Raw genomic sequence first — 18705 nt, forward strand, 5'->3', positions numbered from 1 at the left:
GGCGTCGAGCGCGGCCAGGTCCTGGCCAAGCCCGGCACCGTCAAGCCGCACAAGAAGTTCGTTGCCGAAGCCTACATCCTGACCAAGGACGAGGGCGGCCGCCACACGCCGTTCTTCACCAACTACCGTCCGCAGTTCTATTTCCGCACGACGGACGTGACCGGCATCGTGTCGCTGCCGGAAGGCACCGAGATGGTGATGCCGGGCGACAACATCACCGTCGATGTCGAGCTGATCGTGCCGATCGCCATGGAAGAGAAGCTGCGCTTCGCCATCCGCGAAGGCGGCCGCACCGTCGGTGCCGGCATCGTCGTCACCATCACAGAGTAATTTGGACTTAAACCGATCTGTCGCGGGCGCTGCCCGCGCCGCGCCAGAACAAGGAAGTGACGCATGAACGGACAGAATATCCGCATCCGCCTGAAGGCGTTTGATCACCGGGTGCTCGACGCCTCGACACGGGAAATCGTGTCGACCGCCAAGCGCACCGGCGCCAACGTCCGCGGCCCCATTCCGCTGCCGACGCGGATCGAAAAGTTCACGGTCAACCGGTCGCCTCACGTCGACAAGAAGAGCCGGGAGCAGTTCGAGATGCGCACGCACAAGCGTCTGCTCGACATTGTCGACCCGACCCCGCAGACGGTCGATGCTTTGATGAAGCTCGACCTGGCCGCCGGTGTGGACGTCGAGATCAAGCTCTAAGGAACCAGAGGTCAGCGGGGCGACCCGGAACTCTGAAGGAACAAGAGGCGTGGAGGGGCGACAGCCCCGACAGGGAACTCTAAAGGAATTGAACCGATGCGTTCAGGTGTGATTGCAAAGAAGGTGGGAATGACCCGCATCTACAACGATGCCGGGGAACATGTTCCCGTCACTGTTCTCCAGATGGAGAACTGCCAGGTCGTGGCGCAGCGCACGCAGGAGAAGAACGGCTATACCGCCGTCCAGCTCGGCGTTGGCCTTGCCAAGGTGAAGAACACGTCGAAGGCGATGCGCGGCCATTTCGCGACCGCTTCCGTCGAGCCCAAGGCCAAGGTTGCCGAGTTTCGCGTCTCTGCCGACAACATGATCGATGTTGGCGCCGAGATCACCGTCGAGCACTTCGTCGTCGGCCAGAAGGTCGATGTGACGGGCACCACGATCGGCAAGGGTTTCCAGGGCGTCATCAAGCGGCACCACATGGGTGGCGGCCGCGCAACGCACGGCAACTCGGTGTCGCACCGTACACACGGCTCGACCGGCCAGCGCCAGGATCCGGGCAAGGTGTTCAAGGGCAAGCATATGGCCGGCCACATGGGCGACACCCGCGTCACCACGCAGAATGTCGAGGTCGTCTCGACCGACGCCGATCGCGGCCTGATCCTGATCCGCGGTGCGGTCCCGGGTTCGAAGGGTGCATGGATCCTGGTCCGCGACGCGGCCAAGGTGGCGCTTCCGGCCAATGCGCCGAAGCCCGCCGCGATCCGCGCCCTTGCGACTGACGGTGCCGTCACGAACGAGGCCCCGGCCACAGAGGGAGCGGAATAATGGACCTCAAGATTACAACGCTTGGCGGCAAGGACGCCGGCAAGCTGAAGCTCTCCGAAGAGATTTTCGGCCTCGATCCGCGCGAGGACATCCTGCAGCGCGTCGTGCGCTGGCAGCTTGCCAAGAAGCAGCAGGGCACGCACAAGGCCAAGGGTCGCGCGGAAATCGCCCGCACCGGCGCCAAGATGTACAAGCAGAAGGGTACAGGCCGCGCCCGCCACCATTCGGCTCGCGCTCCGCAGTTCCGCGGCGGCGGCAAGGCCCACGGCCCGGTCGTGCGCAGCCACGAGCACGATCTGCCTAAGAAGGTGCGTGCGCTCGGCCTGAAGCATGCCCTCTCGGCCAAGGCCAAGAGCGCGTCGATCATCATCATCGACGAGCTGAAGCTGACCGAGGCCAAGACCAAGGCACTGATCGCGAATTTCGCGACGCTGGGCCTGAGCAACGCCCTGGTGATTGGCGGCGCCGAGCTTGACAAGAACTTCAAGCTGGCGGCGACCAACATCCCGAACATCGACGTGCTGCCCATCCAGGGCATCAACGTCTACGACATTCTGCGCCGCGGCACGCTGGTCCTTTCCAAGGCCGCCGTCGAGGCTCTCGAGGAGCGCTTCAAATGACCGACCTTCGTCATTACGACGTGATCGTCTCGCCGGCGATCACTGAAAAGTCGACCATGGCTTCCGAGCAGAACCAGGTCGTCTTCAATGTCGCCAAGAAGGCGTCGAAGCCGGAAATCAAGGCCGCCGTCGAAGCGCTGTTCGGCGTCAAGGTGATGGCCGTGAACACGCTTGTCCGCAAGGGCAAGATCAAGCGCTTCCGCGGCACGATCGGCCGCCAGAGCGACGTCAAGAAGGCGGTTGTGACGCTGGCCGAAGGCCAGTCGATCGACGTCGCGACGGGTCTCTGAGCAAGGTCGCGAGGACAGAACAATGGCACTGAAAAAATTCAACCCGGTAACGCCGAGCACCCGTCAGCTGGTCATCGTCGATCGCTCGGGCCTCTACAAGGGCAAGCCCGTCAAGGGCCTAACCGAAGGCCTGACCAAGTCGGGCGGCCGCAACAATTACGGCCGCATCACAGCCCGCTTCATCGGCGGCGGTCACAAGCGCACCTACCGCATCATCGACTTCAAGCGCCGCAAGTTCGACGTCGTCGGCACGGTCGAGCGTATCGAGTACGATCCGAACCGCACCGCCTTCATCGCGCTGATCAAGTATGACGATGGCGAGCTGTCCTACATCATCGCCCCGCAGCGTCTGGCTCCCGGCGACAAGATCGTGGCCGGTGAATCGGTCGACGTGAAGCCGGGCAACGCGATGCCGCTGGCCTCGATGCCGGTCGGCACGATCGTCCACAATATCGAGCTGAAGCCCGGCAAGGGCGCTCAGGTCGCTCGTTCGGCCGGCGGTTATGGCCAGCTCGTCGGCCGCGACCAGGGCATGGCGATCCTGCGCCTCAATTCGGGCGAGCAGCGTGTCGTCCACGGCTCCTGCATGGCCACTGTCGGCGCCGTGTCCAACCCGGACCACGGCAACATCAATGACGGCAAGGCAGGCCGCACCGTGTGGCGCGGCAAACGTCCGCACAATCGCGGCGTGACCATGAACCCGGTCGACCATCCACATGGCGGCGGCGAAGGCCGCACCTCGGGTGGCCGCCATCCGGTTTCGCCCTGGGGCAAGCCGACCAAGGGCAAGAAGACGCGGTCCAACAAGGCGACCGACAAGTTCATCCTGCGCTCGCGCCATCAGCGCAAGAGCTAAGAAGAGGTAACGCCAAGTGACTCGTTCGATTTGGAAAGGCCCCTTCATCGACGGCTACCTTCTGAAGAAGGTGGACAAGGTTCGTGAAGGTGGTCGCAATGAGGTGATCAAGATGTGGAGCCGCCGCTCCACCATCCTGCCGCAGTTCGTCGGCTTCACCTTCGGTGTCTACAACGGCCAGAAGCACGTTCCCGTCTCGGTGAACGAGGACATGGTCGGTCACAAGTTCGGTGAATTCGCTCCGACCCGGACCTATTACGGTCACGGCGCGGATAAGAAGGCGAAGAGGAAATAATCATGGGCAAGGCCAAAGCTCCGCGCAGGCTTGCTGACAACGAAGCGCGCGCCGTGTTGCGCACGATCCGTATCAGCCCGCAGAAGCTGAACCTGGTTGCCGCGCTGATCCGCGGCAAGAAGGTCGCGACAGCGCTTTCCGACCTCGAATTCTCGGCCAAGCGGATTTCCGGCACGGTCAAGAAGACGCTGGAATCGGCGATCGCCAACGCGGAAAACAACCACGACCTCGACGTCGATGCGCTGATCGTGGCGGAAGCCTATGTCGGCAAGTCGATCGTCATGAAGCGGTTCCATGCCCGTGGCCGTGGGCGCGCCAGCCGTATCGAGAAGCCGTTCTCGCACCTCACGATCGTCGTTCGTGAAGTCGAAGAAAAAGGGGAGGCCGCATAATGGGCCAGAAAGTCAATCCGATCGGTCTGCGTCTCGGCATCAACCGCACCTGGGATTCGCGCTGGTTCGCGAACACCGGCGAGTACGGCAAGCTGCTGCACGAGGACATCAAGATCCGCAAATATCTTGAGAAGGAACTCAAGCAGGCTGCGATCTCGAAAGTCGTGATCGAGCGTCCGCACAAGAAGTGCCGCGTCACCATCCATGCGGCGCGTCCGGGCCTGATCATCGGCAAGAAGGGCGCCGACATCGAGAAGCTTCGCAAGAAGCTCATGGAGATGACCAAGTCCGAGACGCATCTGAACATCGTCGAAGTGCGCAAGCCGGAGATCGACGCGACCTTGGTCGCCCAGTCGATCGCCCAGCAGCTCGAGCGCCGCATCGCGTTCCGCCGCGCCATGAAGCGTGCCGTGCAGTCGGCGATGCGCCTCGGTGCCGAAGGCATCCGCATCAACTGCGCCGGCCGTCTCGGCGGCGCCGAGATCGCGCGCATGGAATGGTATCGCGAAGGCCGCGTGCCGCTGCATACGCTGCGTGCCGACGTCGACTACGGCACGGCCGAGGCGAATACGGCCTACGGCATCTGCGGCGTCAAGGTCTGGGTGTTCAAGGGCGAAATCCTCGAGCACGACCCGATGGCTTCGGAGCGCCGCGCCACCGAGGGCGATCATGCGCATGGCGGTGGTGGTGAGCGCGAACGCGGTCGCCGTCGCGAAAACGCGTAAGACATTTAGGAATTTGGAGTTAGAACGATGCTGCAGCCAAAGCGCACAAAGTTCCGCAAGCAGTTCAAGGGCCGCATCCACGGTACCGCCAAGGGCGGCACCAACCTGGATTTCGGTGGTTTCGGGCTGAAGGCGCTTGAGCCGAACCGCGTCACCGCGCGTGAGATCGAGGCGGCCCGCCGCGCGATCACCCGCGAGATGAAGCGTGCCGGCCGCGTGTGGATCCGTATCTTCCCGGACGTGCCGGTGACGTCGAAGCCGACCGAAGTCCGTATGGGTAAGGGCAAGGGCGCGGTCGACTACTGGGCGGCACGCGTCAAGCCGGGCCGCATCATGTTCGAGATCGACGGCGTCAACGAGGAAACCGCCCGTGAGGCGCTGCGTCTCGGCGCGGCCAAGCTCTCGGTCAGGACGCGCTTCGTACAGCGCATCGCAGAATAAGGACGGGCTGATCATGAAAGCCGAAGACATCCGGACCAAGACCCAGGACCAGCTGACCGACGACCTGGCCAGCCTGAAGAAGGAGCAGTTCAACCTGCGCTTTCAGAAGGCCACCGGCCAGCTTGAGAAGACCGCGCGCGTGAGGCAGGTCCGCAAGGACATTGCGCGTATCAAGACCATCGCTGCGGAAAAGTCCGCGGCCAAGAAGGCTTAAGGACGAAAACCATGCCAAAGCGCATTCTGCAGGGCACCGTCGTCAGCGACAAGAACGAGAAGACGGTTGTCGTCAAGGTCGAACGGCGCTTCACGCATCCCGTGATGAAGAAGACCGTGCGCATGACCAAGAAGTACAAGGCGCACGACGAGAACAACGCCCACAAGGTCGGCGATCAGGTGTTCATCCAGGAATCGAAGCCGATTTCCAAGGACAAGCGCTGGGTCGTGGTGTCTTCGGACCAGGCCTGATCAGGGCCAACGAAACGAATTTTGGACAGACCGGGGAGGGGTGAGAAACCCGTCCCGTTAGAAAAGAAGAAGGCGGCCAGTCATGATTCAGATGCAAACAAACCTCGACGTCGCGGATAATTCCGGCGCCCGTCGTGTCATGTGCATCAAGGTGCTGGGCGGCTCGAAGCGGAAATACGCTTCCGTGGGCGACATCATCGTGGTGTCGATCAAGGAAGCCATCCCGCGCGGCCGCGTCAAGAAGGGCGATGTGATGAAGGCGGTCGTGGTTCGCACGGCCAAGGACATCCGCCGCCCGGACGGCAGCGTGATCCGTTTCGACAAGAACGCAGCCGTTCTCGTCGACAACAAGAAAGAGCCGATCGGCACGCGTATCTTCGGACCGGTTCCGCGCGAACTCCGCGCCAAGAACCACATGAAGATCATCTCGCTCGCGCCTGAAGTGCTGTAAGGAGCCGGACCAATGCAGAAGATTAGAAAAGGCGACAAGGTCGTCGTGCTGGCCGGCAAGGACAAGGGCCGTTCGGGCGAAGTCCTCTCGGTACAGCCGAAGGACGACACCGCGCTGGTGCGCGGCGTCAACCTGATCCGTCGTCACCAGAAGCAGTCCCAGTCCCAAGAGGGCGGGATCATCACCAAGGAAGCGCCGATCCAGCTGTCGAACATCGCGCTGGCCGACCCCAAGGATGGCAAGCCGACCCGGGTCGGCTTCATCTTCCAGAAGGACGGCAAGAAGGTGCGCGTCGCCAAGCGCTCGGGAGAAGTCATCAATGGCTAAGGCTCAAACCAAGCAGGCAACTGCCCAGAACACGCCGCGCCTCAAGCAGGTCTACAACGAGACCATCCGCAAGGCGCTGCAGGAGCAGTTCGGCTACGAGAACGAGATGCAGGTTCCGCGCATCGACAAGATCGTGCTGAACATGGGCGTCGGCGAGGCGACCGGCGATTCGAAGAAGCCTTCGATCGCGGCGGAAGACCTTGCGATGATCGCCGGCCAGAAGGCCGTCGTCACCCGCGCCCGCAACTCGATCGCCGGCTTCAAGGTCCGCGAGAAGATGCCGATCGGCGCCAAGGTCACGCTGCGCAAGGAACGCATGTACGAGTTCCTCGACCGCCTCGTGAACATCGCACTGCCGCGCGTCCGCGACTTCCGCGGACTTAATCCGAAGAGCTTCGATGGCCGTGGCAACTATGCCATGGGCATCAAGGAACACATCGTGTTTCCGGAGATCAACTACGACAAGGTTGATCAGATCTGGGGCATGGACGTCATCGTTTGTACGACTGCGAAGACGGACGACGAAGCCAGGGCATTGCTCAAGGCCTTCAACTTCCCCTTCCGCCAGTAACGGCAGCGAGAAAAGGAAAAATCTGAAATGGCAAAGACCAGCTCAGTCGAGAAGAACAACAGGCGCCGCAAGCTTGCGGACCAGTTCGCTGCCAAGCGCGAGGTGCTCAAGGCGATCATCATGGATCAGTCCAAGCCGATGGAAGAGCGCTTCCGCGCCCAGCTGAAGCTTTCGGCGCTGCCGCGCAACTCGGCCAAGACCCGCATCCGCAACCGCTGCGAAGTCACCGGACGTCCGCGTGCCTATTATCGCAAGCTCAAAGTATCGCGTATCGCGCTTCGTGATCTCGGCAATAACGGCCAGATCCCGGGCCTGGTCAAGTCGAGCTGGTAAGGAGGACATAACATGTCATTGAGCGATCCTCTCGGCGATATGCTGACCCGCATCCGCAACGCATATGGCCGCAAGAAGTCGAGCGTTTCGACGCCGGCCTCGCGCCTGCGTACCCGCGTCCTCGACGTGCTGAAGGCGGAAGGCTATATCCGCGACTACAGCCAGACCGACTTCGACAACGGCAAGTCCGAAATCGAGATCGAGCTGAAGTATTTCGATGGTGCGCCGGTGGTGCGCGAAATCGCTCGGGTCTCGAAGCCCGGCCGCCGCGTCTACGTTTCGGCCAAGTCGATACCGCACGTCGCCAACGGCCTCGGCATCGCCATCCTTTCGACGCCGAAGGGCGTGATGGCCGACCACGAAGCGCGTGAACAGAATGTCGGCGGGGAAATCCTCTGCCAGATCTTCTGATCTGGTATGTGACCCGGTTGGAAACAGGTTTTCGGGATCTAGTCCCGAAAGCCGAGACCTGAAACAAGAGAAGTGACGAGGACAACAAAATGTCTCGTATTGGAAAGAAACCCGTTTCGCTGCCGCAGGGCGTGACCGCGACCGTCAACGGCCAGACCGTGACGGCGAAGGGTCCGAAGGGCGAGCTGAAGTTCGTGGTGAACGACGAAGTGCTGGTCAAGATGGAAGGCAGCGAGATCGCTGTCCAGCCGCGCGACCAGACCAAGACTGCCCGTTCCAAGTGGGGCATGTCACGCACGCAGATCGTCAACATCCTGCAGGGCGTCAAGGACGGCTTCGAAAAGAAGCTCGAGATCACCGGCGTCGGCTATCGTGCCGCCATGCAGGGCAAGAACCTGCAGCTGGCGCTCGGCTTCAGCCATGACGTCGTCTACGAGACGCCGCAGGGCGTGACGATTTCGGTGCCGAAGCCGACGGAAATCACGGTGACCGGCATCGATAAGCAGCAGGTCGGCCAGGTTGCCGCCGAGATCCGCGAGTATCGCAGCCCCGAGCCCTACAAGGGCAAGGGTGTCCGCTATGCCGGCGAGAAGATCGTCCGCAAGGAAGGCAAGAAGAAGTAATTTTAACGCCGCGGGGAGCGGTCGCGGGAGGCTCGTCCTACCGCATATGGTTGCCCCCGTTTTTTTGAAGGCAAGGAACTGATATCATGGGCTCGAAAGAATCCACCCAACGCCGCGCCCAGCGCGTCCGCCGCCAGATCAAGAAGGTTGCCGGCGATCGTCCGCGCTTGTCGGTCCATCGCACGTCGAAGAACATCTATGTCCAGGTGATCGACGACGCCAAGGGCCACACCATCGCGGCTGCTTCGACGCTCGAGAAGGAGCTCAAGGGCTCGCTCAAGACCGGCGCCGACACGGCGGCCGCCGCTGCCATCGGCAAGCTGATCGCCGAGCGTGCCTCGAAGGCCGGCGTCAAGGAAGTCGTCTTCGACCGCGGCGCCTACATCTACCACGGCCGTGTCAAGGCGCTTGCCGAGGCTGCCCGTGAAGGTGGTCTGAGCTTCTAAAAACGAAATTCGCCCCCGGCGACCCACAGAGGCGCCGGATATCATCATCAACCGTGCTTCCGGAAAAAAACAAGGAACAGGATATGGCACAGGAACGTAGGGATGGCGGCCGCGGCCGTGATCGCGAAGAGCGCGACGACGGCATGGTCGACAAGCTCGTCCACATCAACCGTGTCGCCAAAGTCGTCAAGGGCGGCCGGCGCTTCGGCTTTGCGGCACTTGTTGTCGTCGGCGACCAGAAGGGCCGCGTCGGCTTCGGCCACGGCAAGGCGCGCGAAGTGCCGGAGGCGATCCGCAAGGCGACCGAATCGGCCAAGCGCGACATGATCTTCGTGCCGCTGCGCTCAGGCCGCACGCTGCACCACGACGTCGAGGGACGCTGGGGTGCGGGACGCGTTCTGCTGCGCGCCGCCAAGCAAGGTACCGGCATCATCGCCGGCGGCCCGATGCGCGCCGTTTTCGAAACGCTCGGCATGCATGACGTGGTCGCCAAGTCGATGGGTTCTTCGAACCCCTACAACATGGTTCGTGCCACTTTCGACGCGCTGAAGAGCCAGATGCATCCGAAGGATGTGGCTGCCGCGCGCGGCATCAAGTATTCGACCCTTCAGGCCCGCCGCGGCACCGCCGTTGCGGCTGAAGAATAGTCGACGCTGACCAGGGATTTGACCATGGCCAAGAAAGCAACCAAGACCATCACCGTCGAGCAGATCGGTTCGCCGATCCGCCGGCCGAAGGAGCAGCGCGCAACGCTGGTCGGCCTCGGCCTCAACAAGATGCACAAGCAGCGCACGCTGGAGGATACGCCCTCGGTGCGCGGCATGATCGCTGCCGTCCAGCATCTCGTCCGCGTCGTGGACGAGGGCTGAACCAGAGCGCAGGAGAACCCAGATGAAACTCAATGATCTGCGTGACAAGGACGGCGCGACGCACTCCAAGAAGCGTCTCGGCCGTGGCATCGGTTCCGGTTCGGGCAAGACCGCCGGTCGCGGCGTCAAGGGCCAGAAGGCGCGCTCCGGCGTCGCCGTCAACGGCTTCGAGGGTGGCCAGATGCCGCTCTACCGCCGCCTGCCGAAGCGCGGCTTCAACAATATCTTCGCCAAGAGCTTCACCGTCGTGTCGCTGGCCCGCATCCAGGCGGCGCTCGATGCCAAGAAGCTCGACGCCAAGACAGTTGTAACGGCCGAGGCACTGGTTGCGGCTGGCGTCATCCGTCGCGTCAAGGACGGCGTGCGCATCCTTTCAGACGGCGACATCAAGGCCAAGCTTGCCTTCGACGTGGCCGGAGCCTCCAAGGCCGCGATCGAGAAGATCGAAAAGGCCGGCGGCTCGGTGAAGCTGCCTGAGAAGGCAGCCGCCGAGTAACGGCAATTTGAAGCACGGCCGGCAAAGGTGGAATTCGGTTTTGCCTGCGGTCGTGCTTTGATCCGACAGATGTGACGGCCGCATCAACGCGGCCGCTTGCATGTTTGCAGTCCGGAGCTTATCTCGTGAGTTTCGGTGACACGCGCCGCCTGAGCTGCGGGCATCGAGCGTGACCAAGCGGAGAATCAGGCATGGCTTCGGCTGCTGAACAACTAGCCTCGAATCTGAATTTTTCGGCCTTCGCCAAGGCCGAGGATCTGAAGAAGCGCATCTGGTTCACCATCGGCGCGCTGCTCGTCTACCGTCTTGGCACCTATATCCCGCTGCCCGGCATCAATCCGGACGCCTTTGCCCACGCCTTCTCGTCGCAGAGCAAGGGCGTGCTTGGCATGTTCAATATGTTTGCAGGCGGTGCCGTGCAGCGCATGGCGATCTTTGCCCTCGGCATCATGCCCTATATCTCCGCCTCCATCATCATGCAGCTGATGACCTCGGTCATTCCGTCGCTGGAAGCGCTGAAGAAGGAAGGCGAGCAGGGCCGCAAGATTATCAACCAGTATACGCGCTACGGGACCGTGCTTCTGGCGTTGGTCCAGGCCTACGGCATTTCGGTCGGGCTCGAGGGCGGAAACGGCATCGTCAACGATCCCGGCATCTTTTTCCGCATCTCGACCGTCGTCACGCTGGTCGGCGGCACCATGTTTCTGATGTGGCTCGGCGAGCAGATCACCGCCCGCGGCATCGGCAACGGCATTTCGCTGATCATCTTCTCCGGCATTGTCGCCGGCCTGCCGCGCGCCATCTCCGGTACCTTGGAGCTAGGCCGCACCGGAGCGCTGTCGACCGGCCTGATCCTGGCGATCATCATGCTCGCCATTATCGTTATCGGCCTGATCGTCTTTTTCGAGCGCGCCCAGCGCCGCCTGCTGATTCAGTACCCCAAGCGCCAGGTCGGCAATCGCATGTTCCAGGGCGATACCTCGCATCTGCCGCTGAAGCTCAACACATCCGGCGTCATTCCGCCGATCTTCGCTTCGTCGCTATTGCTGCTGCCGGCGACCGTCGCCGGTTTCTCGCAGACGACGAACATGCCCGCTTGGGCCAGCACCATCCTGGCGTCGCTCGGTCATGGCCAGCCGCTCTACATGGCCTTCTACGCGGCGATGATCGTGTTCTTCGCCTTCTTCTACACGGCGATCGTCTTCAACCCGAAGGACACCGCGGACCAATTGAAGAAGCATTCGGGCTTCATCCCGGGCTATCGCCCGGGCGAGCGCACCGCGGACTATATCGACTATGTGCTCACCCGCATCACCGTCGTCGGCGCCATCTATCTGGTGCTGGTGTGTCTGCTGCCCGAGTTCCTGATTTCAGCGACTGGCGTACCGTTCTACCTTGGTGGCACTTCGCTCCTGATCGTGGTCAGTGTAACGCTCGATACGGTGGCGCAGATTCAGGGTCACCTGATCGCGCACCAGTATGAGGGCCTGATCAAGAAGTCGAAGCTGCGCGGGGGGAAAAAGGCCAGATGAGGTTGATATTGCTTGGACCGCCGGGGGCGGGCAAGGGGACACAAGCACTGAGACTGGTAGAACGACACGGCATCCCACAGCTTTCCACGGGGGACATGCTGCGTGCTGCTGTTCAGGCCGGCACCGAAGTCGGCAAGCGCGCCAAAGCGGTGATGGACGCTGGCGAACTGGTGTCCGACGCTATCGTCAACGCCATTGTGGCCGAGCGCATCGATCAAGCTGATTGCGCAAACGGCTTCATCCTTGACGGGTATCCCCGAACTCTGGTGCAAGCGGACGCCGTTGAGGAAATGCTGTCGGATCGCGGACTGGAGCTAGATGCGGTCATCGAATTTGTCGTCGATGACAAGGCGCTGGTTGGCCGAATCGTCAAGCGCGCCGAAGAAGCCAAGGCCGCAGGCCTGCCGGTGCGCAAGGACGACAGTCCAGCGGTGTTCGAAGAACGCTTGAGGGAATATTACAAGAAAACCTCGCCGCTGATCGGCTACTACTACGCCAAGGGTAAACTCAGGGGCGTCGATGGCATGGCCGACATCGATGCGGTGACGCAGCAGATCGAGGCGGTGCTCAGGGCGACGACCCGGCGGGTTGGCCAGGCGGCCGGCTAGAGAATCGAACGATTGCGCTTGACTGGAGCGGTCCGCTGGGGTATGGCGGCCCGTCTTCCTATCAGGCATGAGGCTTGCTTGTCCGCAAGGGCAAGGCAGGCCGCTTTGAACTGGAAACTCCCGCAAGGGCCGGCCTCCACCGGACGCGGGGCAACTTGAAGCGCCGGCTCGCCCGGCCTATATGGAGAAGAGAAGAACATGGCTCGTATAGCCGGCGTCAACATTCCGACCAACAAGCGCGTTGTCATTGCGCTTCAATACATTCACGGCATTGGCAAGAAGTTCGCCCAGGAGATCGTCGACAAGGTCGGCATCCCGGCCGAGCGCCGCGTCAACCAACTGACCGACGCGGAAGTGCTGCAGATCCGCGAGACCATCGACCGCGACTACCAGGTCGAGGGCGACCTGCGCCGCGAAGTGTCGATGAACATCAAGCGGCTCATGGACCTCGGCTGCTACCGCGGCCTGCGTCACCGTCGCTCGCTGCCGGTTCGTGGCCAGCGCACGCACACCAATGCGCGCACCCGTAAGGGCCCGGCCAAGTCGATTGCCGGAAAGAAGAAGTAATTTAGGGCAGTAAGGGGGTAGGGCAGTAAGGCAATAGGGACGGCAGACATACTGCCCTACTGCCATATTCCCCTACTGCCTTCTCCCTGGTGGAGCCGCTGGCATTACGGCGGTGTAGAGATCAACTGAAAGGACTATCATGGCCAAGGAAGCCGCTCGTGTTCGCCGTCGCGAACGCAAGAATATCTCGTCGGGCGTTGCCCACGTCAATTCGACCTTCAACAACACGATGATCACCATCACCGACGCACAGGGCAATTCGATTGCCTGGTCGTCGGCCGGAGCACAAGGCTTCAAGGGATCGCGCAAGTCGACCCCTTTCGCTGCCCAGATGGCTGCCGAAGATGTTGCCAAGAAGGCTCAGGAACACGGCATGCGCATGCTCGAGGTCGAGGTCTGTGGACCCGGCTCCGGTCGTGAATCGGCGTTGCGCGCACTGCAGGCAGCAGGCTTCACCATCACCTCGATCCGTGATGTGACGCCGATCCCGCACAACGGCTGCCGTCCGCGCAAGAAGCGCCGCGTCTAAAGAATTTACCGAACGCCGCGCGAGCGCCTCAAGGGCGCTCCTCCACGGCATTCCAGGTCGCCCGCCACGATTGGATGGTGGCGGGACAACGGAAGGAAAGCACTATGATCCAGAAAAATTGGCAAGAACTGATCAAGCCGAACAAGATCGAGTTCTCGTCGAAGAAGAAGACGCTGACCACGCTGGTCGCCGAGCCGCTCGAGCGCGGCTTCGGCCTCACCCTAGGCAACGCGCTGCGCCGGGTGCTTCTGTCTTCGCTGCGTGGCGCGGCTGTAACCGCCGTGCAGATCGACGGCGTTCTGCATGAATTCTCGTCCATCGCCGGCGTCCGCGAGGACGTGACCGACATCGTTTTGAACATCAAGGAAATCGCCATCCGCATGGAAGGCGACGGCCCCAAGCGCATGGTCGTCCGCAAGCAGGGACCGGGCGCGGTTCTCGCCGGCGACATCCAGACGGTCGGCGACGTCGAGATCCTCAATCCCGACCACGTCATCTGCACGCTGGACGAAGGCGCTGAAATCCGCATGGAATTCACCGTCGATACCGGCAAGGGCTATGTGCCGGCCGACCGTAACCGCGCCGAGGACGCGCCGATCGGGCTGATCCCCGTCGACAGCCTGTATTCGCCGGTCAAGAAGGTCTCCTACAAGGTCGAGAACACCCGCGAGGGCCAGGTTCTCGACTATGACAAGCTGACCATGACCATCGAGACCGACGGTTCGATTTCGGGCGAGGACGCGGTGGCCTTCGCCGCTCGCATCCTGCAGGACCAGCTCGGCCTATTCGTCAATTTCGACGAGCCGCAGAAGGAAGTCGCCGCCGAACAGGTTACCGAGCTTGCCTTCAACCCGGCGCTGCTCAAGAAGGTCGACGAACTCGAGCTTTCGGTGCGTTCGGCCAACTGCCTGAAGAACGACAACATCGTCTATATTGGCGACCTGATCCAGAAGACCGAAGCCGAGATGCTGCGCACCCCGAACTTCGGCCGCAAATCGCTGAACGAGATCAAGGAAGTCCTGGCGGCGATGGGCCTTCATCTCGGCATGGAAGTACCGGACTGGCCGCCGGAAAACATCGAAGACCTCGCCAAGCGTTACGAAGATCAATATTAAGCATGATCCCGAACCGAAGGTCAGCGCAGCAAAAAGTTGCAGACTTTCGGACAAGATCATGCGGCTAACCAACTGAGGCTCAGGCCTCTTGAAACCGCAATGAAGGAGAAGAGCCATGCGCCACGGATTTAAAGGCCGCCGGTTCGCCCGCAGCATAAGCCATCGCAAGTCGATGTTTGCCAACCTTGCCGTGTCGCTTATCGAGCACGAGCAGATCCTCACCACGCTGCCGAAGGCGAAGGATTTGCGTCCGATCGTCGAAAAGCTGGTGACGCTCGGCAAGCGCGGCGACCTGCACGCCCGCCGCCAGGTTATTGCCCAGATCGGCAATGAAGGCGTCGTCAAGCGCCTGTTCGATACCATCGCGCCGCGCTACGCCACCCGCAACGGCGGCTATCTGCGCATCATGAAGGCCGGCTTCCGCCACGGTGACAATGCCGCAATGGCCGTCATCGAATTCGTCGACCGCGACACCTCTGCCAAGGGCGCCGGCGACCGTGCCCGCATCGAGGCCGAAGGCACCGAAGAGGAAGCCGCAGCCGCATAAGGCTTGGTTTTTCTGAGTGAGTTTAAGGGGCCTGCGGCCCCTTTTTCATTGGGGTGGCTGCCTCTTACCGAGCAAAGTTGAGGTAGTTTCTTCCGCTTATTGACTTCCAATCAATCGCCTTTGTTATTTGCTCGATTGCGGGATGCGAATAGGAATAAACACTGTCGACCTCCGTTCGATGATCGATATCGCTTATCAATTGGGACACAGTCACGCCGTTCAGATATTTTTCGGCGTCCCGATCTTCGATGAAGTCGGTATCAACGCGGAAATAAATCTGGATCGGACCCGCGCAGATGTTCAGGTCGATATCATTCCTCGATGCGACGTAGAAGACCATAGCTTCTTCTGGTGTCCACAGGCCTGCAGCCAGGAATTCCGATGGCTTTGTTCTGCTGTCGAACCCATCCATTGAAAGAGCAAATTGGTCGGTTATGCGCTCGGTCTTGCCGCGGATGGCATGCACATGTTCGATCTGAAACCAATTCAGATCGTGAGGCGGCTCGTTATCAAAGGAAGCTTCGAGCTGACCATATATCCAATAGACGGGAATCGTCTCGGCATACTTGGTGATCCAATCATCCGGCGCGCCGAACGCTTCGGCAATTTCGATCATTTTCATGCCGGGGATAACAGGCCCCAAAGTGCCGGTCACCAAAAAATCACGGAATGAAACGAGCTGTTTTTTCATTTGCCGACACGGCTTTCCGGTTTCGCCTCGACCTATAACCGCTTTGCCGCCCAAAATAATCGGATTTCAGCGGCTTAGCCTTTCATTTTGCACAATCGTCAGGACAATGGCGCCCGACTTGGAGGATTCGGAATGCGCGTTAAACGGCTGTCCCTTGTTCTGATCTGCGCCTTGATGGCGCTGGCCATCGTGCCGGCGGCCAGACACGCGCTGGCGGAGGAGAACAAGCCAGACCCCGGTTTGTCCGACGTGCTGACGGATCTATTGCATGGCGTCGAAGGCGAAAACGCCACTTCCGGCCCCGACAAGCGCGTGCCGTTCGGCCGCGAGGAGGTGCAACTGTCCTTCGCGCCGCTGGTCAAGCAGACAGCGCCGGCCGTGGTCAATGTCTACGCCTCGCAAACCGCCAAGGTGACGTCGCCCTTCGACGGCGATCCGTTCTTCGAGGAGTTCTTCGGCCGTTCGCAGCCGCGCGCGCAGTCTTCGCTCGGTTCGGGGGTGCTGGTCGATCCCACCGGCGTTGTGGTCACCAATTTCCACGTCGTCAAGAACGCTGACCAGGTCAAGGTAGCGACCGCCGACGGGCGCGAATTCGACAGCAAGGTGCTGCTCAAGGATGAGACGCTCGACCTCGCCGTGCTCAAGATTTCTTCTGACAAGCCGTTCCCGGTGATCGCTATCGGCGATTCCGACGCGCTCGAGGTCGGTGATCTGGTGCTGGCGATCGGCAATCCGTTCGGTGTCGGCCAGACCACCACCAGCGGCATCATTTCGGCCGTGGCGCGCAGCCATATCGGCGTCTCCGATTCCAGCTTCTTCATCCAGACCGACGCCGCCATCAACCCCGGCAATTCCGGTGGCGCGCTGGTCAACATGGGAGGGCAGCTGATCGGCATCAACACGGCGATCTATAGCCGTAGCGGCGGCTCGATCGGCATCGGCTTTGCCATCCCTTCGAACATGGTTCGCGCCTTCGCCGACGCGGCCAAGGCCGGGCTCGACTTCTTCGAGCGGCCGTATGCCGGTGCCGAGTTCGAGGCGGTGACGCCGCAGATTGCCGAATCGCTCGGCATGGACAAACCGACCGGTGCGCTGGTTTCTTCGGTCGAAGAGGCGGGACCCGCCGCCAAGGCAGGGCTCAAGCCGGGCGACGTAGTGCTGTCGCTCAACGGCAAGCCGGTCGAGAGCGTCGGGGCGCTGGACTACCGGATGGCGACGCTGTCGATTGGTACGAATGCCAGCTTCGGCGTTCTGAGCAAGGGTCAGCAGGCGACGATGGACATCGCGCTGGAACGGCCGCCTGAGGGCGCCAAAGCTGCGGAACTCACATTGCGCGGCCGCAGCCCGTTCTCCGGTGCCAAGGTTGCTGAACTGTCGCCACGGCTTGCCCAACGGCTCGGTCTGCGCACCGATGTCAAAGGCGTCACCGTGGTCGACATCAACCGCGATTCGCCTGCTGCCGATTTTGGCTTCCAGCCAGGGGACATCGTGCGTGAGGTCAATGGCCTGACGATCGACAAGGCGGCGACCCTGGAACAGGTAGCCCAGCAGGATACGCGCTGGTGGCGCTTTACCGTCGAGCGCGGCGGGCAGATACTGCGCCAGGTGTTGCGTTACTGAGCCCGACCGTCAGCATGATCGGACTCCAGGCAGAAGAAGTTGCATGGCCGATCTGTTCAGTGTCGACGAACCGGAAAAGACGCCGCCCGGCAGGCCGCTGGCGGACCGTCTGCGCCCGAAGAACCTTGGCGAGGTCGTCGGCCAGGAGCATCTGACCGGACCCGACGGCGCGCTGACGCGGCTGATCGGTTCCGGCTCGCTCGGCTCGATGATTTTCTGGGGCCCGCCCGGCACTGGCAAGACCACGGTCGCACGGCTGCTTGCCGGCGAGACAAGCCTCGCCTTCGAACAGATATCGGCGGTGTTTTCCGGCGTTGCCGACCTGAAGAAAGTGTTCGAGGCAGCGAAGCTGCGCCGCTCGAACGGCCGCCAGACACTGCTGTTCGTCGACGAGATCCATCGCTTCAACCGCGCCCAGCAGGACAGTTTTCTGCCCGTGATGGAAGACGGCACCGTCGTGCTGGTCGGCGCCACCACGGAGAATCCATCCTTCGAGCTTAACGCCGCGCTTTTGTCGCGCGCGCGTGTGCTGGTCTTTCACTCACTCGGCGAGGACAGTATCGCCAAGCTGCTGGCGCGGGCCGAGGAGGCAGAGGGCAGGGCGCTGCCGCTCGATGAAGACGCGCGGGCGATGCTCATTCGCATGAGCGACGGCGACGGCCGCGCGGCATTGACGCTCGCCGAAGAGGTCTGGCGCGCAGCGAAATCAAAGGAGGTGTTCGGCGCCGAAGCTCTGCAGCGCATCGTCCAGCGCCGCGCGCCGATCTACGACAAGGGACAGGACGGCCACTACAATTTGATCTCCGCCTTGCACAAATCGGTGCGCGGCTCCGACCCCGACGCGGCACTCTACTATCTCGCCCGCATGTTCGACGCCGGCGAAGATCCGCTTTATCTCGGGCGCCGGTTGGTGCGCATGGCGATGGAGGATATCGGGCTGGCCGACCCGCAGGCGCTCGTCGTCGCTAACGCCGCCAAGGACGCCTATGACTATCTGGGCTCGCCCGAGGGCGAACTGGCCTTCGCCGAGGCGACCGTCTATCTCGCCACCGCGCCGAAATCCAATGCAGTCTATACCGCGTTCAAGGCCGCCACACAGGCGGCGAAGGAATTCGGTTCGCTGCTGCCGCCCAAGCACATTCTCAATGCTCCGACCAAGCTGATGAAACAGGAAGATTACGGCGCCGGCTATCGCTACGACCACGACGAGCCGGACGCTTTTTCCGGCCAGGACTATTTTCCGGAGAAGATGGGAAGGCAGACATTCTACGACCCGCCCGAGCGCGGCTTCGAGCGCGATATCAGGAAGCGGCTGGATTATTGGGCGAAGCTGCGCAGCGAGCGGGAAAAGTAGCTGC

General features: G+C 61.8%; 31 protein-coding genes. 30 read left to right on the plus strand and 1 reads right to left on the minus strand.

The features are described 5' to 3' along the window. The 28 genes from NKH59_RS28480 to rplQ all read left to right on the plus strand — a co-directional run. Positions 1-330 (plus strand): EF-Tu C-terminal domain-related protein (locus tag NKH59_RS28480; protein WP_502908720.1); only part of this gene is annotated, 330 nt, incomplete at its 5' end. A 63-nt stretch (positions 331-393) separates the two neighbouring features. Next, positions 394-702 (plus strand): 30S ribosomal protein S10, encoded by a 309-nt coding sequence (rpsJ, locus tag NKH59_RS28485; RefSeq protein WP_006205468.1) that lies wholly within the window; start codon positions 394-396, stop codon positions 700-702. Positions 703-798: 96 nt separating this feature from the next. Beyond that, a complete protein-coding gene (gene rplC / locus NKH59_RS28490; RefSeq protein WP_353023732.1) occupies positions 799-1527 on the plus strand; it encodes a 50S ribosomal protein L3 in 729 nt (242 codons plus the stop codon). Beyond that, positions 1527-2147: a 50S ribosomal protein L4 gene (rplD, locus tag NKH59_RS28495; RefSeq protein ID WP_023675140.1), complete on the plus strand. Its 621-nt coding sequence runs from the start codon at positions 1527-1529 to the stop codon at positions 2145-2147. The genes rplC and rplD overlap by 1 nt, the downstream gene beginning before the upstream one ends. Next, a complete protein-coding gene (locus NKH59_RS28500; protein WP_023675139.1) occupies positions 2144-2437 on the plus strand; it encodes a 50S ribosomal protein L23 in 294 nt (97 codons plus the stop codon). Before rplD ends, NKH59_RS28500 begins: the two co-directional genes overlap by 4 nt. A 22-nt stretch (positions 2438-2459) precedes the next feature. Then, on the plus strand, positions 2460-3293 hold the full coding sequence (gene rplB / locus NKH59_RS28505; protein WP_023675138.1) for a 50S ribosomal protein L2: 834 nt from the start codon (positions 2460-2462) through the stop codon (positions 3291-3293). A 16-nt stretch (positions 3294-3309) separates the two neighbouring features. Then, positions 3310-3588 carry a 30S ribosomal protein S19 gene (gene rpsS, locus NKH59_RS28510; RefSeq protein WP_006205463.1) on the plus strand — a complete coding sequence of 93 codons (279 nt, stop codon included), beginning with the start codon at positions 3310-3312 and terminating at the stop codon, positions 3586-3588. A gap of 2 nt (positions 3589-3590) precedes the next feature. Further along, entirely contained in the window at positions 3591-3980 is a 390-nt protein-coding gene (rplV, locus tag NKH59_RS28515) for a 50S ribosomal protein L22 (protein WP_006205462.1), read from the plus strand. Beyond that, positions 3980-4705 carry a 30S ribosomal protein S3 gene (gene rpsC / locus NKH59_RS28520; protein ID WP_023675137.1) on the plus strand — a complete coding sequence of 242 codons (726 nt, stop codon included), beginning with the start codon at positions 3980-3982 and terminating at the stop codon, positions 4703-4705. The genes rplV and rpsC overlap by 1 nt, the downstream gene beginning before the upstream one ends. Before the next feature lie 27 nt (positions 4706-4732). Beyond that, positions 4733-5146, plus strand: coding sequence for a 50S ribosomal protein L16 (gene rplP, locus NKH59_RS28525; RefSeq protein WP_006205460.1), 414 nt, complete (start codon positions 4733-4735; stop codon positions 5144-5146). A gap of 13 nt (positions 5147-5159) precedes the next feature. Next, entirely contained in the window at positions 5160-5360 is a 201-nt protein-coding gene (gene rpmC, locus NKH59_RS28530; protein ID WP_006205459.1) for a 50S ribosomal protein L29, read from the plus strand. A gap of 11 nt (positions 5361-5371) precedes the next feature. Continuing rightward, complete coding sequence (rpsQ, locus tag NKH59_RS28535; RefSeq protein ID WP_023675136.1) at positions 5372-5611, plus strand: 30S ribosomal protein S17; 240 nt, start codon at positions 5372-5374, stop codon at positions 5609-5611. An 82-nt stretch (positions 5612-5693) separates the two neighbouring features. After that, positions 5694-6062, plus strand: a complete 369-nt coding sequence (rplN, locus tag NKH59_RS28540) for a 50S ribosomal protein L14 (RefSeq protein ID WP_006205457.1) — start codon at positions 5694-5696, stop codon at positions 6060-6062. A gap of 12 nt (positions 6063-6074) precedes the next feature. Next, complete coding sequence (rplX, locus tag NKH59_RS28545) at positions 6075-6389, plus strand: 50S ribosomal protein L24 (protein WP_254817150.1); 315 nt, start codon at positions 6075-6077, stop codon at positions 6387-6389. Further along, positions 6382-6960: a 50S ribosomal protein L5 gene (gene rplE / locus NKH59_RS28550; protein WP_008875670.1), complete on the plus strand. Its 579-nt coding sequence runs from the start codon at positions 6382-6384 to the stop codon at positions 6958-6960. Before rplX ends, rplE begins: the two co-directional genes overlap by 8 nt. A 27-nt stretch (positions 6961-6987) precedes the next feature. Further along, positions 6988-7293 carry a 30S ribosomal protein S14 gene (rpsN, locus tag NKH59_RS28555; protein ID WP_352451046.1) on the plus strand — a complete coding sequence of 102 codons (306 nt, stop codon included), beginning with the start codon at positions 6988-6990 and terminating at the stop codon, positions 7291-7293. A gap of 12 nt (positions 7294-7305) precedes the next feature. Beyond that, entirely contained in the window at positions 7306-7704 is a 399-nt protein-coding gene (gene rpsH, locus NKH59_RS28560; protein WP_006205453.1) for a 30S ribosomal protein S8, read from the plus strand. Positions 7705-7793: 89 nt separating this feature from the next. After that, complete coding sequence (gene rplF, locus NKH59_RS28565) at positions 7794-8327, plus strand: 50S ribosomal protein L6 (protein ID WP_023675133.1); 534 nt, start codon at positions 7794-7796, stop codon at positions 8325-8327. Between the two features lie 86 nt (positions 8328-8413). Next, the gene (rplR, locus tag NKH59_RS28570) at positions 8414-8773 is read left to right on the plus strand and encodes a 50S ribosomal protein L18 (RefSeq protein WP_023675132.1); all 360 of its coding nucleotides are present in this window, start codon (positions 8414-8416) and stop codon (positions 8771-8773) included. A gap of 83 nt (positions 8774-8856) precedes the next feature. Then, positions 8857-9420 (plus strand): 30S ribosomal protein S5, encoded by a 564-nt coding sequence (gene rpsE / locus NKH59_RS28575; RefSeq protein ID WP_006333394.1) that lies wholly within the window; start codon positions 8857-8859, stop codon positions 9418-9420. A 24-nt stretch (positions 9421-9444) separates the two neighbouring features. Beyond that, positions 9445-9642: a 50S ribosomal protein L30 gene (rpmD, locus tag NKH59_RS28580; RefSeq protein ID WP_006205449.1), complete on the plus strand. Its 198-nt coding sequence runs from the start codon at positions 9445-9447 to the stop codon at positions 9640-9642. 22 nt (positions 9643-9664) lie between these two features. Then, complete coding sequence (gene rplO / locus NKH59_RS28585; RefSeq protein ID WP_292660428.1) at positions 9665-10138, plus strand: 50S ribosomal protein L15; 474 nt, start codon at positions 9665-9667, stop codon at positions 10136-10138. Positions 10139-10329: 191 nt separating this feature from the next. Continuing rightward, entirely contained in the window at positions 10330-11670 is a 1341-nt protein-coding gene (gene secY / locus NKH59_RS28590) for a preprotein translocase subunit SecY (protein WP_352614180.1), read from the plus strand. Then, complete coding sequence (locus tag NKH59_RS28595; RefSeq protein ID WP_352471809.1) at positions 11667-12278, plus strand: adenylate kinase; 612 nt, start codon at positions 11667-11669, stop codon at positions 12276-12278. The genes secY and NKH59_RS28595 overlap by 4 nt, the downstream gene beginning before the upstream one ends. A gap of 198 nt (positions 12279-12476) precedes the next feature. Then, entirely contained in the window at positions 12477-12845 is a 369-nt protein-coding gene (rpsM, locus tag NKH59_RS28600; RefSeq protein ID WP_006205445.1) for a 30S ribosomal protein S13, read from the plus strand. A gap of 139 nt (positions 12846-12984) precedes the next feature. Then, positions 12985-13374 (plus strand): 30S ribosomal protein S11, encoded by a 390-nt coding sequence (rpsK, locus tag NKH59_RS28605; RefSeq protein ID WP_006205444.1) that lies wholly within the window; start codon positions 12985-12987, stop codon positions 13372-13374. 104 nt (positions 13375-13478) lie between these two features. Beyond that, on the plus strand, positions 13479-14489 hold the full coding sequence (locus NKH59_RS28610) for a DNA-directed RNA polymerase subunit alpha (RefSeq protein ID WP_023675128.1): 1011 nt from the start codon (positions 13479-13481) through the stop codon (positions 14487-14489). Positions 14490-14604: 115 nt separating this feature from the next. Then, positions 14605-15036 carry a 50S ribosomal protein L17 gene (gene rplQ, locus NKH59_RS28615; protein ID WP_023675127.1) on the plus strand — a complete coding sequence of 144 codons (432 nt, stop codon included), beginning with the start codon at positions 14605-14607 and terminating at the stop codon, positions 15034-15036. Between the two features lie 64 nt (positions 15037-15100). Here the strand turns inward: rplQ and NKH59_RS28620 are convergent, their stop codons facing one another. Continuing rightward, positions 15101-15727 (minus strand): hypothetical protein, encoded by a 627-nt coding sequence (locus NKH59_RS28620; protein ID WP_353023734.1) that lies wholly within the window; start codon positions 15725-15727, stop codon positions 15101-15103. A 132-nt stretch (positions 15728-15859) separates the two neighbouring features. Between NKH59_RS28620 and NKH59_RS28625 the strand changes: the two genes are divergently transcribed. Next, positions 15860-17347: a DegQ family serine endoprotease gene (locus NKH59_RS28625; protein WP_352541987.1), complete on the plus strand. Its 1488-nt coding sequence runs from the start codon at positions 15860-15862 to the stop codon at positions 17345-17347. A 43-nt stretch (positions 17348-17390) separates the two neighbouring features. After that, on the plus strand, positions 17391-18701 hold the full coding sequence (locus NKH59_RS28630) for a replication-associated recombination protein A (protein WP_023675125.1): 1311 nt from the start codon (positions 17391-17393) through the stop codon (positions 18699-18701). Positions 18702-18705 lie beyond the last annotated feature (4 nt).

The organism is Mesorhizobium sp. M0998, assembly GCF_040318885.1.
Classification (GTDB): domain Bacteria; phylum Pseudomonadota; class Alphaproteobacteria; order Rhizobiales; family Rhizobiaceae; genus Mesorhizobium.

Coding starts and splice junctions, on each gene's coding strand:
- rpsE (WP_006333394.1), top strand. CDS start 8,857: ATGGCACAGGAACGTAGGGATGGCGGCCGCGGCCGTGATCGCGAAGAG.
- NKH59_RS28595 (WP_352471809.1), top strand. CDS start 11,667: ATGAGGTTGATATTGCTTGGACCGCCGGGGGCGGGCAAGGGGACACAA.
- NKH59_RS28610 (WP_023675128.1), top strand. CDS start 13,479: ATGATCCAGAAAAATTGGCAAGAACTGATCAAGCCGAACAAGATCGAG.
- rplX (WP_254817150.1), top strand. CDS start 6,075: ATGCAGAAGATTAGAAAAGGCGACAAGGTCGTCGTGCTGGCCGGCAAG.
- rplB (WP_023675138.1), top strand. CDS start 2,460: ATGGCACTGAAAAAATTCAACCCGGTAACGCCGAGCACCCGTCAGCTG.
- rplD (WP_023675140.1), top strand. CDS start 1,527: ATGGACCTCAAGATTACAACGCTTGGCGGCAAGGACGCCGGCAAGCTG.
- rplE (WP_008875670.1), top strand. CDS start 6,382: ATGGCTAAGGCTCAAACCAAGCAGGCAACTGCCCAGAACACGCCGCGC.
- rpmC (WP_006205459.1), top strand. CDS start 5,160: ATGAAAGCCGAAGACATCCGGACCAAGACCCAGGACCAGCTGACCGAC.
- rplR (WP_023675132.1), top strand. CDS start 8,414: ATGGGCTCGAAAGAATCCACCCAACGCCGCGCCCAGCGCGTCCGCCGC.
- rpsK (WP_006205444.1), top strand. CDS start 12,985: ATGGCCAAGGAAGCCGCTCGTGTTCGCCGTCGCGAACGCAAGAATATC.
- rpsJ (WP_006205468.1), top strand. CDS start 394: ATGAACGGACAGAATATCCGCATCCGCCTGAAGGCGTTTGATCACCGG.
- secY (WP_352614180.1), top strand. CDS start 10,330: ATGGCTTCGGCTGCTGAACAACTAGCCTCGAATCTGAATTTTTCGGCC.
- NKH59_RS28620 (WP_353023734.1), bottom strand. CDS start 15,727: ATGAAAAAACAGCTCGTTTCATTCCGTGATTTTTTGGTGACCGGCACT.
- rpsN (WP_352451046.1), top strand. CDS start 6,988: ATGGCAAAGACCAGCTCAGTCGAGAAGAACAACAGGCGCCGCAAGCTT.
- rpmD (WP_006205449.1), top strand. CDS start 9,445: ATGGCCAAGAAAGCAACCAAGACCATCACCGTCGAGCAGATCGGTTCG.
- rpsC (WP_023675137.1), top strand. CDS start 3,980: ATGGGCCAGAAAGTCAATCCGATCGGTCTGCGTCTCGGCATCAACCGC.
- rplV (WP_006205462.1), top strand. CDS start 3,591: ATGGGCAAGGCCAAAGCTCCGCGCAGGCTTGCTGACAACGAAGCGCGC.
- rplN (WP_006205457.1), top strand. CDS start 5,694: ATGATTCAGATGCAAACAAACCTCGACGTCGCGGATAATTCCGGCGCC.
- NKH59_RS28630 (WP_023675125.1), top strand. CDS start 17,391: ATGGCCGATCTGTTCAGTGTCGACGAACCGGAAAAGACGCCGCCCGGC.
- rplO (WP_292660428.1), top strand. CDS start 9,665: ATGAAACTCAATGATCTGCGTGACAAGGACGGCGCGACGCACTCCAAG.
- rplC (WP_353023732.1), top strand. CDS start 799: ATGCGTTCAGGTGTGATTGCAAAGAAGGTGGGAATGACCCGCATCTAC.
- NKH59_RS28500 (WP_023675139.1), top strand. CDS start 2,144: ATGACCGACCTTCGTCATTACGACGTGATCGTCTCGCCGGCGATCACT.
- NKH59_RS28625 (WP_352541987.1), top strand. CDS start 15,860: ATGCGCGTTAAACGGCTGTCCCTTGTTCTGATCTGCGCCTTGATGGCG.
- rpsM (WP_006205445.1), top strand. CDS start 12,477: ATGGCTCGTATAGCCGGCGTCAACATTCCGACCAACAAGCGCGTTGTC.
- rplQ (WP_023675127.1), top strand. CDS start 14,605: ATGCGCCACGGATTTAAAGGCCGCCGGTTCGCCCGCAGCATAAGCCAT.
- rpsQ (WP_023675136.1), top strand. CDS start 5,372: ATGCCAAAGCGCATTCTGCAGGGCACCGTCGTCAGCGACAAGAACGAG.
- rplP (WP_006205460.1), top strand. CDS start 4,733: ATGCTGCAGCCAAAGCGCACAAAGTTCCGCAAGCAGTTCAAGGGCCGC.
- rplF (WP_023675133.1), top strand. CDS start 7,794: ATGTCTCGTATTGGAAAGAAACCCGTTTCGCTGCCGCAGGGCGTGACC.
- rpsH (WP_006205453.1), top strand. CDS start 7,306: ATGTCATTGAGCGATCCTCTCGGCGATATGCTGACCCGCATCCGCAAC.